A 15,898-nucleotide genomic window follows, 5' to 3' on the forward strand; every position below is an offset into this window, starting at 1 on the left:
ATTAGAGAAGATGCAAGGGTGATGCAAGGGTGATGCAAGGGTTTTAAGAGATTCTAGCAGATTTAAGTGCATTTGGGAAGCTCTCAATCAAGCTAAAAGCCCTTTCCTGTAAGGTTTTTACCATTATTCAGCAAACCCTAAATATCCATTATTAAGTGCAATATGAGCGCGAGGCCAAACATCACAATGAGGCCAAGAAGCATCTGAACATTCAATGTGAAGGTGTAAGCTTTGTTTATATTTAGCATGAGCAGCATCATCAGGTTCATTAGGATCGCAATGAAGTAAACAAAATTCTTTTTCTGCTGGTTCTGGTAAGGTTTTATCAATGATATAAAAATGAAGATAAGCACGGTCTAGATAAAATTTTTCTTTTTTGCCTTGATAGGTTTTATACCATCTTTCATAATAGGTAGCTTGTAAGTCAGGGACAAAAGTTTTAAAACGGCTCTCAGTATATTGATTCGTTGTTGATTGATAAGTATCTCTGACAGACGCAACATATTCGTCACCTTTACTAACAGGTTGAACAAATAATAGATTATTTTTTAAAACAAGTGGCCTTAGCATCTTTTTAATTAATTGAGTACGCTCTTGCAAATCTTGAGAGTTTATTTCAATTCTCATCTTTTGTATTCATACACCATAAATAGAACAATCTTCTTCAGTAAATCCGTAAAGCTTAGAGACAGCTTTATCAATTTCAATTTCAAGTTGAATTGCTTCTTTTCCTGATGCTAAAAAACGCTGATCAACAAGACGTAAAAGCTGAGACATATCAAAGGATGACACTTTTGTTGGATCAGGAACAGGAGTTTTTAAAAGCGTTTTTGGTTCTAACATTGAGTAACCACTACCATATTTATGCGAATGTTCAGAAATATAGCGATAGCAAATACTAGAATTCAAAACTGCGACAAAATACCGCAGTAAATCACTCTCCAGTTGACGATCTTTAGGATAAATAATTGGGGAACGAATAACAGCAAACTTGCCTTCAATATCAAGGGAAAAACGAGGCATAATTGATAAATGGGGACTAATAATTTTAGGTTGAAGCAAATATTTACAGTTAGGTCGTGCTAATTGCCACCATGATTTATTTTCCTTTTTTACGGCGTAACGAGATTCTAACGTTTCTTGATGTAATAACAAATATTTCCAAGTTTTGGGATATTTATTTCTAATCTCATCTTCTTCTAATAATTTTTCCTCAAAATAAGGATAAAAAAGATATTGACTAACTTTCTGAGGAGTAGTATAAACTTCCATTTCTCGATCAGATAAATAAGGAATAAAAATAGCTTCCTCTCCTTTAGGAATATGAGACTTAGGCATAATAAAAACCTTGTTATGACCTGTTGCCACACCCTGTCCAATATTCATAAACTCCGAAAGTTTTGGTAAAGTTTCTAGCTTTTGTTGAATTCGAGCAATTGAAGGAGGTTTGATCACCCAGTCTTCCCCATTAAAAGCATTTTGAGGAACTTTAAAAACACTGTAAAATTGACTTTCTACTTCCCTTCCTTCTACAACATCTTGTAAAGCACGTCCCACTAATTCTTGACAATGAGAAATCGTCGCTAAAGGTTCTGGTTGTACATTAAATCGCTTCTGAAAAATGAGAAGAACAATGTAAGTATCTACTTGACCAAAAATTGGGATAGCAGATAGATCAACTAAGCAACGAATCCAAGCTTCTCGGGTGATGAGTTGACGAATTTTAGCATCACTTTCTGACAAAAGAAATTTATGAGGTAAAACAAATAATCCATAACCACCGGGTTTTAATACTTCTAATGCTATTTTGATAAAAGCTAAAGATAAATCAATTCTTCCCCTTCCATCATCTCCCATAAATTGTGCAATTCTTTTTCTCATTGCTTCTGTTTGATCCGTCAAAGCAACAAAGGGGGGATTAGTAATAACTGCACTAAAACTCTCTTTTAATTCGGGATGATCTTGATAGTATTGAATTGACTCTGCTGTTTCAATGGATAATTGTGACGGTAATTGATCTGTCAAAACTAAGTGAAGAAGTGAAAGAGATAAAAGTGCCGCTTGACAAGCATTAGGATCAACATCCAATCCAAAAACATTCTGAAAAGCTGATTGAATCAATTCAGTTGTAACTTCTCCCTGCATAGGATCACACTGAATTTCTAATAAAGTTCTTACAAAGATTCCTGAACCGATAGCAGGTTCTAACGTTTTTAATTGTTGAAATTCAATGGGAGGCATTTGTTCCCGTAGATACCGAGCAAAAAACCTCGCAATAAATTGAGGAGTATAAATACTTCCATAAGCTTTATTTCTCTGCTCTGTTGGTAGGGGGGGAAATAAGCTTAGTTGATCGGATTCTTCAACTCTTAAAATACTGGTATATCTTTCATAAATTCGACTAAGAGCGTGTTTAGAAATGAGAGAAAAATCATATTCGTAAGGTCTTGCAGATTTAATTCTATAAAAATCCTGCAGCAAAGCTTTCACAGTTTGAGTATTTAAACTATCAAAAGCACTGAGTAAGGAGCGATCAATTAAATACTCAGGTATGTTAGTTTGTCCAAAATCTTCAAGAGTTTTAAGAATTGACTCTCGAATGGTTAAGGAATTGCTGTTATTTTTTAAGAAGGTTTCAAATAGGGTATTTGAATTAGAAAATTCGTCATACCTTTGGGGATATAAGCGGCGATAATTATCTTCAACGGCTCTCGTAAAAATAATAGCATTAAACAAAGCCGAAAACTGTTGATTAGATATATTTTCTTCCATTTCGGCATATAGATTTCGCTTCCAGAATGAAATCGTTTCAATCAAAGCATCATCCAAAGCAGGAAGATTAGGATGATGGCGTTGCCCTGAAATGGCTTCAAATACTCCGCTTCTGAGATTGTCTAAATTTTCGCGAGAAATTGGATATGATTTTGCAATTTTTTCTGGGCTACATCTGTTAAAAACATAAAGGATTTTCTCGGATTCAACTTGAATATGCCAGTCAAGTAAATTATTATAGGAAATGCCCAAAAGATTTTTTTTCTGAGTATAATTAAGGTCGGCATAGGGTCTTTTCAAAAAAGTAATAACAGCCTGATGTTCTAATCCATGTTCAACAATAAGATGAGCATTGGCAAAATCATTCGTTGATGGAATATCTAAGCTATCACTGGGTGTCCATTCAAAATTATAGGCAAAATCATTAAGTATTTTCCTAGTACGATCTACAGTCAGCAATGTCGATGACGATGGTGCTGTCAGTTCCATTACTATACTGTAAAGATTTTGTACCATGACAACGATTATCCTTGCTATCGAAACTTTATATCTCCATCAAACAAATGTATCATACTCAGGCAGAATTAGAAAAGTATTTTGACTAGGTTGTTATGGTCATTTCTTTGATGACCGTTAATGGCGATCGCATTTGGGGCAGCTTTGCTGTGGCAATTGTCCGTGACTCAATATCTGTAATAATCTAATACAGCCCTTGTAAACCTTCTTTAAGCTCTGGGTTTTCGTCTTGATCGAGATGCACAAAATCGCCCTTAGATGAGAATTAGTTTACAAAAATTTACATTTGGAGATAAGGAGCAATGAGTCAAGTTTCCGGTACAGATGTTCCCGATTTGGGTCGTCGTCAATTTATGAACCTGTTGACCTTTGGTACAATTACCGGAGTAGCAGCGGGGGCTTTGTATCCGATTGTTAAGTATTTTATTCCCCCCTCGGCCGGTGGTACGGGTGGCGGTGTCACCGCTAAAGATGCCCTAGGCAATGATGTGATTGTCAGTCAATTTCTGACCAGCCATAACGCTGGCGATCGCACCTTAGCCCAAGGCTTAAAAGGCGACCCCACCTATTTAGTTGTCCAAGAGGACAAAACCCTGGCCAACTACGGAATTAACGCCGTCTGTACCCACTTAGGTTGTGTGGTGCCTTGGAATGCCAGCGAAGAAAAATTCATGTGTCCTTGCCACGGTTCCCAGTACAATGCCGAAGGAAAAGTAGTTCGCGGTCCAGCGCCTCTATCCTTAGCCCTCGCCCATGCCAACGTCACCGATAATGATAAAGTCGTCTTCTCCACTTGGACGGAAACCGACTTCCGCAATGGCGAAGAACCCTGGTGGTCCTAGATTATTCAATGTGACGAGATTTGGAATTATTCGACCTATAGAGATGAGAACATTCAACTTTTTAAGCTTCCCGCAAGTCCACAGACAGGCCCTAGTGAAAGCTGTCCTCGTGGCGATCGCTACCGTTTCCCTACTCCTAACCAGCGATGTCATTAACCCCCAATCTGCCCAAGCATATCCTTTTTGGGCGCAACAAACCGCCCCGGAAACCCCCAGAGAAGCAACAGGTCGGATTGTCTGCGCGAACTGCCATTTAGCCCAAAAACCCGCCGAAATTGAAATCCCCCACTCGGTATTACCCGATAGCGTCTTTGAAGCAGTGGTAAAAATCCCCTACGATCCCGCCAGTCAACAGGTGTTAGGAGACGGATCGAAGGGGGGTTTAAACGTCGGTGCAGTCTTAATGCTACCGGATGGTTTTAAAATCGCGCCCCCCGATCGCATTCCCGAAGAAATGCAGGAAAAACTCGGTGGAGTCTATTTCCAATCCTACAAAGAAGGTCAAGATAACGTGGTTATCGTCGGCCCCTTACCCGGTGATCAATACAAAGAAATCGTTTTCCCCGTCCTGGCCCCCGATCCTAGCCAAAATAAAGGTATTCACTTCGGTAAATATGCTGTGCATTTAGGGGCCAATCGCGGTCGCGGTCAAGTGTACCCCACCGGTGAACCCAGCAATAATAACGCTTTCAAAGCTTCTACCGCAGGTACAATTAGCCAGATCAGCAAAACCGAAGCCGGTGGTTATGAAGTCACCATCACTTCTGAAGCTGGCCCCGTGGTGGAAAATATTCCCGCAGGTCCTGAGTTAATCGTCTCGGAAGGTCAAGCGATCGAAGTGGGACAATTTTTAACCAGTAACCCCAATGTCGGCGGTTTTGGTCAAAAAGATACGGAAGTTGTCCTGCAAAATCCCGGCCGGATCAAAGGATTAGTTTTATTCCTCGGTGGTATTATGCTCTGCCAAATCCTCTTAGTTATTAAGAAAAAACAAGTGGAAACAGTACAAGCGGCCGAAATGAATTTCTAATCGCAATATTTCGGTTATTTTTGCTAAAAAGCGGGTTATTTGCCCGCTTTTTAGCTTTGAGTCAGGAAAACGCTCACCGCTCACTGCCGTCTGATACAATCGGTTCAACTTAACCGATAAGTGTCAATTTTTATGAATCAGTCGCTTGTTCCAGTCATTCTCGCCGGGGGTAAAGGGGAACGTTTTTGGCCTCTCAGTCGTCTAGCGCGTCCGAAACAGTTTCTCTGTCTTGATGGTAGTGGTCGCAGTCTTTTACAAGCAACGGCCGATCGTCTATTATCTTTAGCGGCAGGTTGGGAAAATCTCTGGGTAATTACCGCTAGTGCGATCGCTGATGGTGTCCGCGAACAACTGCCCGATTTACCGGAGAGTAACCTATTAGTGGAACCGGTGGGCAAGGATACGGCCCCGGCTGTGACTTGGGCCACCTTAGAAGTGGCAAAACGTTATGGTAAAGAAGTGGCGATCGGTTTTTTTCCTGCCGATCATTATATTGGTGATCAAGAGGCTTATATTAACACTTTAAAAGCGGCCGTAGAAGTGGCCGTCAGCCAAAAAGCGATCGTTACTTTAGGGATTAAACCCGATTATCCCTCCACGGGTTACGGTTATATCGAACAGGGAGAAAATCAGGGCGAATTTAATGGTTTACCCGTCTATAAAGTTAGTCGTTTTACGGAAAAACCCGATCGCACCACGGCCGAAAAATTCCTAGAAACGGGGCTTTTTAGTTGGAATAGCGGAATGTTTATCTTTCAGGGACAAGTGGTTTTAGAGGAGCTAAAAACCCACGCTAATAATATTTTACAGCCTCTGAGCGATCGGGGCATCGCTGCCTATGAGGATTTAGAGAAAAAAAGTATCGATTATGCTTTGATGGAAAAAACCCAACTCGCTTACGTTTTACCCGCTAATTTCGGTTGGGATGATCTGGGAGATTGGAATTCTCTGGAAAGATTACTAGAAGCAAAGGGCAAAAATATTGAACTGGCCAATCATGTCGGTTTGGATACGGAGGGGGCTATTATCTATGCTAGTGATCGGGAAGAAGTGATCGTTACTATTGGTTTAAAAGATCTGGTAATTGTTCGCGACGGTAAAGCGACTCTCGTTGTCCACAAAGATCGTACCCAAGATATTAAACAAGTTCTCAAGCAATTACAAACCGATCCCAAATTGGATAAATTGTTATAGGATCGATAAGGGGTACATCTCATTTTTGTAAATCTACTAAGTTGGGATTTTTTAAGGGAAACTTCCTACTAAAATCGGGCGTTACTTTCGGTTTTATCGCTCAATCCAAGCTTTTGGGGGGGAGAACCCCCCAAACCCCCCGTTGGGGGCGTGGCGCCGCCCCCAAACCCCGGAGCGCATTAGTTTTTCGGTGGGATGCTTACAGGCAGCTGCTGATATATCTGTAATAATTTAAAAGTCACTGATAATTGCTGATTATCGGTGTTCCTGCAAATGTGGGATGCACCCATCGATAAGTACCTAACTTACCCATTGATAAACTGATAACTGATAACTGATAACTGATAACTGATAACTGATAATACCGTGTTCTCACTCCCCCAAACCAGTCAAAGACAAAAAGAAATCCTTGAGATAGTTCTCGGCAACGGTTGGGACTATATGCGCGGGGTTTTAACCCTAGGAAAAACGGAAAATCCCCAGATTCCCACCCCAGAAGTTCTCAAAAAAATCCTTGTGGAATTGGGGCCTTTTTATGTCAAATTGGGACAGTTACTTAGTACCCGTCCCGATCTGCTACCCGCTAATTATATCGAGGCTTTAACTGCCCTACAAGCGCAAGTTCCTCCCGTTGCTTGGACGGATATAGAAATAGTCATCACTGAACAGTTAGCAAAACCGATCGAACAGGTATTTAAGTATATTAATCCCCAACCGATCGCCGCGGGATCGATCGGGCAAATTCATCGGGCAACTTTATTATCTGGGGAGGAAGTAGCGATTAAAGTCTTGCGTCCTGGAATCGAAAAAATTGTCGCCCAAGATAGTGCCTTAATTAAGGGAATTGCTGATTTAGTTGCCCTGACAGAATTTGGTCAAAGTTATGACGTTGTTAACTTAGCAGAGGAGTTTATTAAAGCAGTCAATGCGGAATTAGATTTCACCCAAGAAGGTCATTATACTGACCAATTACGCTATAATTTAACCCAGAGTCGGTGGTCAGAACCCAAACAGTTAGTTATTCCTAAAATTTATTGGCACTTAACTAATTCTAGGCTATTAGTGTTAGAATGGTTAGAAGGAAAACAAATTTTAGAGGCCGATGTTTCTAGACCAGCAACTGAGCAAGCAATTTCCCAAAGAAAAAGCGAAATAACTAGGATTTTGTTTCGGTCATTTTTTCAACAAATTTATATTGATGGCTTCTTTCATGCCGATCCTCACCCGGGTAATATTTTCTATCTTGACGATGGTAGAGTAGCTTTAATTGACTGTGGCATGGTGGGCAGATTAGACCCGCAAACTCAACAAATTTTAACAGAATTGTTATTGGCAATTGTTGACTTAGATGCGAAAAGATGCAGTCAACTAACTATTAAACTGTCCGAGTCAGTGGTGCCGATTACTTTAGTACAATTAGAGGTGGATTATGAGCGGATGCTGCGAAAATACTATAACCTCAATTTAAATCAAATTAACTTTAGTGAGGTAGTTTATGAACTTTTGCAAATTGCCCGTCGCAATAGAATTAAACTTCCGGGTAATTTAGGTTTATTTGCCAAAAGTCTCGCTAATCTAGAAGGAACTGCCCGAAAATTTAATCCTGATATTAATATCCTGGAAGAAGTCAAACCGCTATTAACTAATATTCTTGAACAACAGTTAATCGGTAGCACTCCCCTACAAACTGCCCTAAGAACAGTTTTAGACTTAAAATCTTTTTCCCTGAAATATCCCCGTCAAATTGAAGTTTTACTAGATGGTTTAACCTCGGAAACTTTAAATGTTAATCTGAAAATTCGCGACTTAGATAATCTCCGTCGCAGTTTAGATAATTCCGCCAATCGACTAGCTTTTAGTGTGATTATTGGTTCCTTAATTATCGGGGCTGCTATTGTTACGGCCAGCACCCAATCTCGGCAATTAACTATTATCAGTACCGTATTATTTGCTACAGCTAGTTTAATCGGTTTATGGTTAGTTGTCGGTATCCTGCGATCGGGGAGATTGCGCTAGAAATTATCGCAATTAAATTAAGATTTGTTGTTGTAAAAATTTCGCCCACTGACTAGCCAATTCAACTTCAGTAAAGGGAATTTTTTCAGGCGATCGCTCCTTAAAAATAAATTCTAGGAAAGGGGAACCTTGGGGGGGAAGAGCATCTAAATCCACCACTTGATTATTAACTAGCAGACGGATTTCTTTGACCTCCTCTAGGGAAAAAGTTTGTAAATTAATCACTCCCTTACGAGTTGGCTTTCCCCAAGTGATAATTTTATCTTTTTGACCTAAGACAGAATATATATCATACTTAGCTCGCTGGAAGTTTTCCGCCCATACTCGATAGATTTCCACTTTTTGGTATTCATTCCAACCACTCCAAGCCAACCAAATAAATAGAATTAATAAAGGTGTCCACAATAACCCGCGTTCCATAAACTATCGCCCCAAAATACCAGTCAATTAATCGTATTTTATGCTAAGTGGGTGGGTGGAATTAAATATAAGATGAACGTAGGTTGGGTTGAAGCATGAAACCCAACGCCCGCATGGGTTACGCTACCGCTAACCCATCCTACAAATAATTGTGCCTCCCTACTTAATTGGCAGCAAGGGATTATACTAGGGTTTGCGGCAAAAAGTTTTTCGGTGGTGGCAGGGTGTGGGGAAGGAAACCTCTTTCATCTGCGGGGGTGAAAATTTTTTCATCGGGACTGACTTGCTGATTCGGAAAAAAAAGGGCAGACAAAAGCCTACCCTAGGATTAATGATTAGTCAATCAAACCTTAGACATCGTAGTAGAGAGAGAACTCGTAGGGGTGAGGACGTAAGCGCATCGGGTTAACTTCGTTATCGAGTTTGTAGGTGATCCAGTTTTGGATAAAGTCTTCGGTAAAGACACCAGAATCGGTCAAGAAAGCGTGATCTTTTTCGAGACTTTCCAGAGCTGCTTCTAGAGAGCCGGGGGTAGAGGGTATTTTTGACAATTCTTCGGGGCTGAGTTCGTAGATATCCACATCGAGAGGTTCCCCTGGTTCAATTTGATTTTTAATTCCATCGATACCCGCACAGAGCATAGCTGCAAAAGCGAGGTAGGGGTTGGAAGTGGCATCAGGACAGCGGAATTCTAAACGTTTGGCTTTCGGGTTGCTTCCCGATAAAGGAATCCGAATCGAAGCGGAGCGATTACCTTGGGAGTAGGCCAGGTTTACAGGGGCCTCAAAACCGGGGACGAGACGCTTGTAAGAGTTGGTGGTGGGGTTAGTTAAAGCTAAGAGAGCGGGAGCGTGTCTAAGCAAACCACCGATGTAGTACAGTGCCATTTGGCTAAGTCCGGCGTATTTATCCCCAGCGAACAGGGGTTGACCATCTTTCCAGATAGACTGGTGAACGTGCATCCCGGAACCGTTATCACCAAAGATGGGTTTGGGCATAAAGGTGACGGTTTTACCGTATTTCTTAGCCACGTTCTTAATGCAGTATTTGTAGGTCATCAAGTAGTCGGCGGCCCGTACTAGGGTAGAGAATTTAATCCCTAACTCGTTTTGACCACCAGTAGCGACTTCATGGTGATGTTTTTCGATGGGAACTCCGCAGTCGGCCATGGTTAAGAGCATTTCCGTGCGAATATCTTGAGAGGTATCGGTGGGACTAACGGGGAAATAACCCTGTTTGTAGGCGGGTTTATAGGCAAGATTTCCCTCTTTTTCGTCTTTACCGCTATTCCAACGACCTTCGACACTATCCATGTAGTAATAGCCTGCGTTGGCGGTTTGGTCGAAACGAGCGCTATCAAAGAGGAAAAATTCCGCTTCCGGTCCAAAAAATACGGTATCACCTAAACCGGTACTGCTAAGATAATCGATCGCTTTCTGAGCAATAGAGCGAGGATCGCGGCTATACCATTCACCGGTTCTCGGTTCTTTGATGCTACAGATCATGCTTAGGGTAGGTTCTTTGTAGAAGGGATCGATCCAAGCAGTGGTAGGGTCGGGAACCATGGCCATATCGGATTCGTTAATTGCTTTCCAACCGCGAATACTGGAACCATCGAAGGCAACACCATCGCTGAAAGAGCTTTCATCGATTTGATCGTAGTAGAACGAGCAATGTTGCCAGATACCTGGCATATCAATAAATTTCAGGTCGATAATCTTAATATTGTTGTCCTGAATCATTTTCAAGACTTCTTGTGGCGTTTCGGGCATGGAAAACTCCTTTGATGTATGGATCAGTTCTTAAGCTTCTCAAAAAATCCATCCTAAACAGTCACTTTGGCCGGTTTTGTATTTTTCGATACAAAATCTTTAATCCTAGCTTGAAAAAATCTGTAATTTCCTTGTTCAGGTCGGTAATCGCTGGGAATGACCATTTGCCTATCAGCTTCTACTGCCCCTTGCCCTACTTAGGGTTTGCGGCAAAAAGTTTTTCGTGGGGGTAGGGTGTGGGGTGTGGGGTGTGGGGTGTGGGGTTTTACCGATTTTCAGGTGGTCAATTAGCTAATTTTCAGGGAAAAAGTCCAGGAATTTTCCCCCCAATCACTCCAATGGTCGGCACTTTTTGAGGGGAAAAAAGTCTAAAAACCTTGTTGGATAAGGTTTTTAGATTTATTCAGCAAACCCTACTTAGGGTCTGCGGCAAAAAGTTTGTTGGTGGGGTTAGGAGTCAGTAGCCGGTCGTCAGTAGCCGGTCGTTTCAGGCTTTGTTGCCCTTCTTTTTTGTACCAGTTTATCTACTAAGAGAAGGATAATGCAAGTTTTTTGAATGTCCTAATCCTATATTCTGGCACTAACATCGGATTTTAACAGGTCAAAAGCCTTATTTTAAAAGGGTTTTACCATTATTCAGCCAGCCCTAATTAGGGTTTGCTGAATAAATCTTGTTCGAGCTGCCCGGTCATCACCGTCCGGCCCTGGCCGTGAGGATGTCAAACACTTAACCAGACATTTTAGCCTGAAATTCTGAAATATAATGTCTGCTTAACCTGGAACGATCAAAGCGTTAGATTAGAAAGAGTCCTTTTTTTAGAGATATGTAACCCTGATGGTCTGGCCTTTTAAACCGAAAACCCGCAAACAAATCGCTCGAATAGAAATTACAGGTGCAATTGCCTCCGATACCCGCAAAAGAGTCTTAAAAGCCCTAGAAATCGTCAAAGAAAGGCAATATCCCGCCCTACTTCTCCGAATTGACTCCCCCGGGGGAACCGTGGGGGATTCCCAAGAAATTTATGAAGCATTGAAGCGGTTACAAAAAAACACGAAAATAATCGCTAGTTTTGGCAATATTTCCGCCTCTGGCGGCGTTTATATCGCTATGGGGGCTAATTATATTATGGCTAACCCCGGCACGATTACTGGCTCGATCGGTGTTATCCTGAGAGGGAACAATCTGGAAAGATTGTTGGATAAGGTGGGAGTTTCGTTTAAAGTGATTAAATCTGGCCCTTATAAAGATATTCTCTCCTTCGATCGAGAATTAACTGATGAAGAAGAAAGAATTCTCCAGGATATGATCGATACCAGTTATCAGCAATTTCTGCAAACCGTCGCCGGAGCGAGAAATTTAGATGTCAATCAAGTGAAAATTTTTGCCGATGGGCGCATTTTTACTGGTCAACAGGCTTTAGAATTAGGAGTGGTCGATCGCTTGGGAACCGAGGAAGATGCCCGACTTTGGGCGCTAGAATTGGCAGGATTACCCCCAGATAAAACTAAATGTCAGACTATCGAAGAACCGAAACCCCTCCTCAGTCGTCTGACGGGCAATCGCTCCCAAATACCCCTAGGATTACAAAAAACCCTACAGCGTCTAGAATTTGAATTGGAAGTTAACGGACAACTATTGTGGTTATACCGACCCTGATGGCTAGATTAAAGTCGAGAAAAAGGGCGCGTTAACCCCTAAAATTGACTCATCAGGATTAGCGGAGGATGACAATCGTGCAGTGGAAGATTCGAGCCATTCGGGGAGCAACAACAGTAACAGCTAATACTATTGAAGCTATACGAGAAGCAGTGACAGAACTCCTCGAAGCGATCGAAATCCACAATAGTCTCGATCCCGATGATATTGTTAGTATTATCTTTACGGCAACTCAGGATTTAGACGCGATTTTCCCCGCTGCTATCGCTCGCGAACGTCCCCACTGGCAAAATGTCCCCCTCCTCGATGTGCAACAGATGCAGGTCGCTGGTAGTCTGGAAAAGTGTATTCGGGTAATTCTCCACGTTAATACTCCCAAACTGCAAAGCGAAATGCAGCACGTCTATCTCCGAGGGGCGAAAAATCTTCGCCCCGATTGGCAGATTTCTCCAGTAACTATTAATCGCTAAAATCTTCGATAACCTGTTCCCGCATTTTCTATTAAGTTTATCGATTTCTCACTCAGGGAAAAACTGGCCGCAAAAATCATTAAATTTACCTTTGGGGCCGAGAAAAATTATCAGTTATCAGTTATCAGTAAACAGTTATCAGTGAATAATCTCACTTAATAAACTCATAACCTCAAAACTGAATCGCGAGGCAGATCGATGAAGGATTGCTTATCAACCCCAACTTTTTTAACTGACTAAATCCCCATTTCCGACAGCCAACTCAAAATTAATTGATTAACTTTTTCGGGATGTTCATCGTGGGGACAGTGACCGGCTTTGGCAATCGGATAAAATTGGGTATTATTTCCCATTTTAGCTCTTTCTTGGTAAATTACCGAACCGGCGATCGGTGTCCAAGGGTCATCCTCTCCCCAGAGTACCAATAAAGGGCGATCGATTTGCGGTAATAATTCCTGGGTCGATGGTCCGGGGGGTGCTGTCAACACCGATGCAAACACTCCCCACGCACCCGCATCACAGGAGGGTTGATAGAGAATTTCGACTAATTCCTCGGTAATCGCGGTATGATCCCGATAAACCTGTTTTAAGGTCTTCCGGATGCGATTTTTCTGCCTTACCTGTTCAAAAATAAACTTTCCTGTCACGGGAGAACTAACTAAACCGGTAAAGGCAGCCATGATTAAACGCAGCGGCAAATTTAATTCTTCGGGACGATGGTTTAATCCTCCGGCACAGTTAATAATTACTCCTCCAGCAGTGATTTCGGGAGATTCTGCCATCAGCATTAAGGTAATCAGTCCCCCGATGGAATTACCGATAAATACCGCCGGTTTTGCCATTTTTTCTCGCCAAAAGTCTTGTATTTGCCGCAGCCAAAGGTCGAGACTATAATCTAAAGCGGGCTTATCTGTACCCCCAAATCCCAAAAGATCTAGGGCATAGACTTGATAGCCATTTTCCGCTAAAACGGGGATATTTTTGCGCCAATGACCGATAGATGCCCCAAAACCGTGAATTAATACTAGGGGTTGTCCTTCTCCCCGCACAGTGTAGGGGATGGTGTGACCTTGCCATGTCCAAGACAATTGCTCTAAGCTAGTCCCAGTGATCGGAGATTGTAGTGCCATTGTATGAAGTTTTATTAAGTGATAGGTAAATTATAGAGTAAAAATCAGTCGAGAATTTATGCCACAACGCCAGACTTTTACCAATAACTCGATGGAAATTTCCTATTTACAATGGAGCGATCGAGGTATGCCTCTATTATTATTGCACGGCATGGCGGATCATGCTTTGGTTTGGTCAAGCTTGGGCGATTATTTAAGCTCAAATTATCAAGTTATTGCCCCAGATTTGCGGGGACATGGGGAAAGCGGTAAACCGGCAACCGGTTATCACTTTCAGGATTATATCGGCGATTTAAGGGCTTTAATTAATCATTTAGGTTGGACGCAAGCACATATTTTAGGTCATTCTTGGAGTGCTAAAATAGCGGCAATTTGGGCAACTCAACAGCCGGAAGTATTTAAGAGTTTAATTTTAGTCGATCCCTTTTTTATCGATAAAATGCCTAGTTGGATTAGGATAACTTTTCCAATTCTCTATCAAGTTTTGCCCTTTTTAAAGATTACTCGCTCCTTTGATAGTTATCAGAGCATAGAAGCGATCGCTCGTCAATTAAAACAATATAAAGGTTGGTCAAATCTACAGCAAGAGGTGTTTAAAAATGCCATTGAACAAAAAGCTGATGGCAGTTGGAGCGGTAAATTCACTTTATCGGCACGCGGGGAAATTTTTGAGGATGTCATGGGGTTTGCCGGATTAACTAAAACTTTAGATATTCCCAGTTTATTAATCCTTCCCCAACAGGGATTAAATCGCACTGCTTGGCAAATTCAATCTTATAAAAAGTATTTAACTTCTCTAGAGATTAAAAAGATACCGGGTAATCATTGGGCATTTTTAGGGGAACCTGAAAGTTTTAATCAAGCGGTGGCCGAGTTTTTATCTGTTCAGGAAATTGTCTGATTAGCGGAGAGAACGAATCTGCAATTGGTAATAATCCTCGTCTAAACCTTGATTCTGCTTGTTATTAACCGAATTAAGCTGTTTTTGTAGTGCCAAAATGCGATCGCCTGTAGCAGGATGGGTGCTGAGAATTGTCGGGGTAGAACCCCTCTGTTGTGCTAATTTTCCCATCAAGGAGATCATGGCCTTAGCTGCATAACCAGCCTCAGCTAGATTGTTTAAACCCAGTCGGTCCGCTTCTAATTCATCCTTGCGACTATTGGGCAGATTATAGGCGAGATTGACTGCCAATTGTACCCAAGTTTTTGTGTCTAATCCCGCCGCGCTGAGAAGTCCTTGGGCGAGGGCAGCATTGCTTGACATACTCCCACCGTCAAGCTACGCTGTGACGGGGGACTCTTTCCACATCGCTGTTAGAAATTCCTTGTTCAACGAGACAGCTTAGATTCTCAATGTCTCCATTAAGAATCCAGAGGCCGGACTCTCCCAAGGCGTTTGGGTCGGTTTCTGTTTGCCCAACAGTACCGTTGAGATGATTTCCCAAGTATTGCAACCCTTTTTTAAGGATATTTATTGCTGCATTATGATCCCTATCTAAGACTGTTTTACAATTGGGGCATTGATGAGTTCTAGTGCTTAATGATTTTTGAACTCTCGTCCCACAAACTGAACAATCTTGAGTCGTGAAATGGGGAGGAACAGCAACACAGACAATCCGATAAATCTTGGCAAAATAATTCAACCATTCAGTGAATTGATACCAAGAAGCATCACTAATCGACTTGGCAAGCTTACGGTTTTTGACTAAGTTTCTTACCTTTAAAGCCTCATAAACTACCAGATCATTAGACTGGACTAACGCCAAAGCGTCTTTAATTGCTTTGTCTTTACGTTGTCTTGACACTTTAAGATGAAGCCTAGCTACTTTTATCCGTTGCTTGTGATAGTTTTTAGACTGTTTGTTTCCTTTGCAAAATTGTTTTGATAATCTCCTTTGTGCTTTTTTCAGTCGTTTTTCTGACTTTCTTAAATAACGTGGATTCTCTACAGTATTGCCTTGAGCGTCAGTATAAAACTCTTTTAACCCTAAGTCAATTCCTGTTATTTGTCCCGTTGGTTTATGGTATTCTTGCCGTTCTACGTCAATCAGAAACTGGCAATAATAACCGTCAGCACGT

The 15,898-nt window shown here is 41.6% G+C and carries 14 protein-coding genes and 1 pseudogene; 7 read left to right on the forward strand and 8 right to left on the reverse strand.

Annotated features, from left to right (window positions below; all coding sequences use genetic code 11):
* Positions 1-123: 123 nt before the first annotated feature.
* Together O9300_RS10630 and O9300_RS10635 are read right to left on the reverse strand one after the other, a co-directional pair.
* A complete protein-coding gene (locus O9300_RS10630) occupies positions 124-627 on the reverse strand; it encodes a hypothetical protein (protein ID WP_287971606.1) in 504 nt (167 codons plus the stop codon).
* Positions 628-636: 9 nt separating this feature from the next.
* A complete protein-coding gene (locus tag O9300_RS10635) occupies positions 637-3,288 on the reverse strand; it encodes an Eco57I restriction-modification methylase domain-containing protein (RefSeq protein WP_287971608.1) in 2,652 nt (883 codons plus the stop codon).
* 302 nt (positions 3,289-3,590) lie between these two features.
* On the opposite strand from O9300_RS10635, the gene petC reads away from it, so the two are divergent.
* The 4 genes from petC to O9300_RS10655 all read left to right on the forward strand — a co-directional run bounded on the left by petC (position 3,591) and on the right by O9300_RS10655 (position 8,370).
* Positions 3,591-4,130, forward strand: coding sequence for a cytochrome b6-f complex iron-sulfur subunit (gene petC, locus O9300_RS10640; protein WP_287971610.1), 540 nt, complete (start codon positions 3,591-3,593; stop codon positions 4,128-4,130).
* 43 nt (positions 4,131-4,173) lie between these two features.
* The gene (gene petA / locus O9300_RS10645; RefSeq protein WP_012265194.1) at positions 4,174-5,160 is read left to right on the forward strand and encodes a cytochrome f; all 987 of its coding nucleotides are present in this window, start codon (positions 4,174-4,176) and stop codon (positions 5,158-5,160) included.
* A gap of 132 nt (positions 5,161-5,292) precedes the next feature.
* Positions 5,293-6,354, forward strand: coding sequence for a mannose-1-phosphate guanylyltransferase (locus O9300_RS10650; RefSeq protein ID WP_287971612.1), 1,062 nt, complete (start codon positions 5,293-5,295; stop codon positions 6,352-6,354).
* A gap of 366 nt (positions 6,355-6,720) precedes the next feature.
* On the forward strand, positions 6,721-8,370 hold the full coding sequence (locus O9300_RS10655; protein WP_287971614.1) for an ABC1 kinase family protein: 1,650 nt from the start codon (positions 6,721-6,723) through the stop codon (positions 8,368-8,370).
* Between the two features lie 12 nt (positions 8,371-8,382).
* Here O9300_RS10655 and O9300_RS10660 read toward each other — a convergent pair whose 3' ends face one another.
* The 3 genes from O9300_RS10660 to glnA form a co-directional block, all read right to left on the reverse strand.
* Positions 8,383-8,790 (reverse strand): hypothetical protein, encoded by a 408-nt coding sequence (locus O9300_RS10660; protein ID WP_287729942.1) that lies wholly within the window; start codon positions 8,788-8,790, stop codon positions 8,383-8,385.
* Between the two features lie 181 nt (positions 8,791-8,971).
* Positions 8,972-9,103, reverse strand: a complete 132-nt coding sequence (locus tag O9300_RS10665; protein ID WP_261779578.1) for a hypothetical protein — start codon at positions 9,101-9,103, stop codon at positions 8,972-8,974.
* A 37-nt stretch (positions 9,104-9,140) separates the two neighbouring features.
* On the reverse strand, positions 9,141-10,562 hold the full coding sequence (gene glnA, locus O9300_RS10670) for a type I glutamate--ammonia ligase (protein WP_287971616.1): 1,422 nt from the start codon (positions 10,560-10,562) through the stop codon (positions 9,141-9,143).
* Between the two features lie 835 nt (positions 10,563-11,397).
* Here glnA and sppA point away from each other — a divergent pair.
* The gene (gene sppA / locus O9300_RS10675) at positions 11,398-12,219 is read left to right on the forward strand and encodes a signal peptide peptidase SppA (RefSeq protein WP_287971618.1); all 822 of its coding nucleotides are present in this window, start codon (positions 11,398-11,400) and stop codon (positions 12,217-12,219) included.
* Between the two features lie 68 nt (positions 12,220-12,287).
* Positions 12,288-12,689, forward strand: a complete 402-nt coding sequence (gene aroH / locus O9300_RS10680; RefSeq protein WP_079205785.1) for a chorismate mutase — start codon at positions 12,288-12,290, stop codon at positions 12,687-12,689.
* Between the two features lie 236 nt (positions 12,690-12,925).
* Here aroH and O9300_RS10685 read toward each other — a convergent pair whose 3' ends face one another.
* Entirely contained in the window at positions 12,926-13,819 is an 894-nt protein-coding gene (locus O9300_RS10685; RefSeq protein ID WP_002798343.1) for an alpha/beta fold hydrolase, read from the reverse strand.
* A gap of 58 nt (positions 13,820-13,877) precedes the next feature.
* Between O9300_RS10685 and O9300_RS10690 the strand changes: the two genes are divergently transcribed.
* Positions 13,878-14,720, forward strand: a complete 843-nt coding sequence (locus tag O9300_RS10690) for an alpha/beta fold hydrolase (RefSeq protein WP_002798344.1) — start codon at positions 13,878-13,880, stop codon at positions 14,718-14,720.
* On the opposite strand, the pseudogene O9300_RS10695 reads toward O9300_RS10690, so the two are convergent.
* Positions 14,721-15,074, reverse strand: a pseudogene (locus O9300_RS10695) (M48 family metalloprotease); the annotation flags it as partial. It lies immediately after the preceding gene.
* Positions 15,075-15,093: 19 nt separating this feature from the next.
* On the reverse strand, positions 15,094-15,898 hold an 805-nt coding region (locus tag O9300_RS10700; protein ID WP_287971620.1), incomplete at its 5' end, for an RNA-guided endonuclease InsQ/TnpB family protein.

Source organism: Microcystis sp. LE19-195.1E (assembly GCF_027532095.1).
Lineage (GTDB): Bacteria > Cyanobacteriota > Cyanobacteriia > Cyanobacteriales > Microcystaceae > Microcystis > Microcystis aeruginosa.

Coding starts and splice junctions, on each gene's coding strand:
- O9300_RS10630 (WP_287971606.1), bottom strand. CDS start 627: ATGAGAATTGAAATAAACTCTCAAGATTTGCAAGAGCGTACTCAATTA.
- O9300_RS10635 (WP_287971608.1), bottom strand. CDS start 3,288: ATGGTACAAAATCTTTACAGTATAGTAATGGAACTGACAGCACCATCG.
- petC (WP_287971610.1), top strand. CDS start 3,591: ATGAGTCAAGTTTCCGGTACAGATGTTCCCGATTTGGGTCGTCGTCAA.
- petA (WP_012265194.1), top strand. CDS start 4,174: ATGAGAACATTCAACTTTTTAAGCTTCCCGCAAGTCCACAGACAGGCC.
- O9300_RS10650 (WP_287971612.1), top strand. CDS start 5,293: ATGAATCAGTCGCTTGTTCCAGTCATTCTCGCCGGGGGTAAAGGGGAA.
- O9300_RS10660 (WP_287729942.1), bottom strand. CDS start 8,790: ATGGAACGCGGGTTATTGTGGACACCTTTATTAATTCTATTTATTTGG.
- glnA (WP_287971616.1), bottom strand. CDS start 10,562: ATGCCCGAAACGCCACAAGAAGTCTTGAAAATGATTCAGGACAACAAT.
- sppA (WP_287971618.1), top strand. CDS start 11,398: ATGGTCTGGCCTTTTAAACCGAAAACCCGCAAACAAATCGCTCGAATA.
- aroH (WP_079205785.1), top strand. CDS start 12,288: ATGACAATCGTGCAGTGGAAGATTCGAGCCATTCGGGGAGCAACAACA.
- O9300_RS10685 (WP_002798343.1), bottom strand. CDS start 13,819: ATGGCACTACAATCTCCGATCACTGGGACTAGCTTAGAGCAATTGTCT.
- O9300_RS10690 (WP_002798344.1), top strand. CDS start 13,878: ATGCCACAACGCCAGACTTTTACCAATAACTCGATGGAAATTTCCTAT.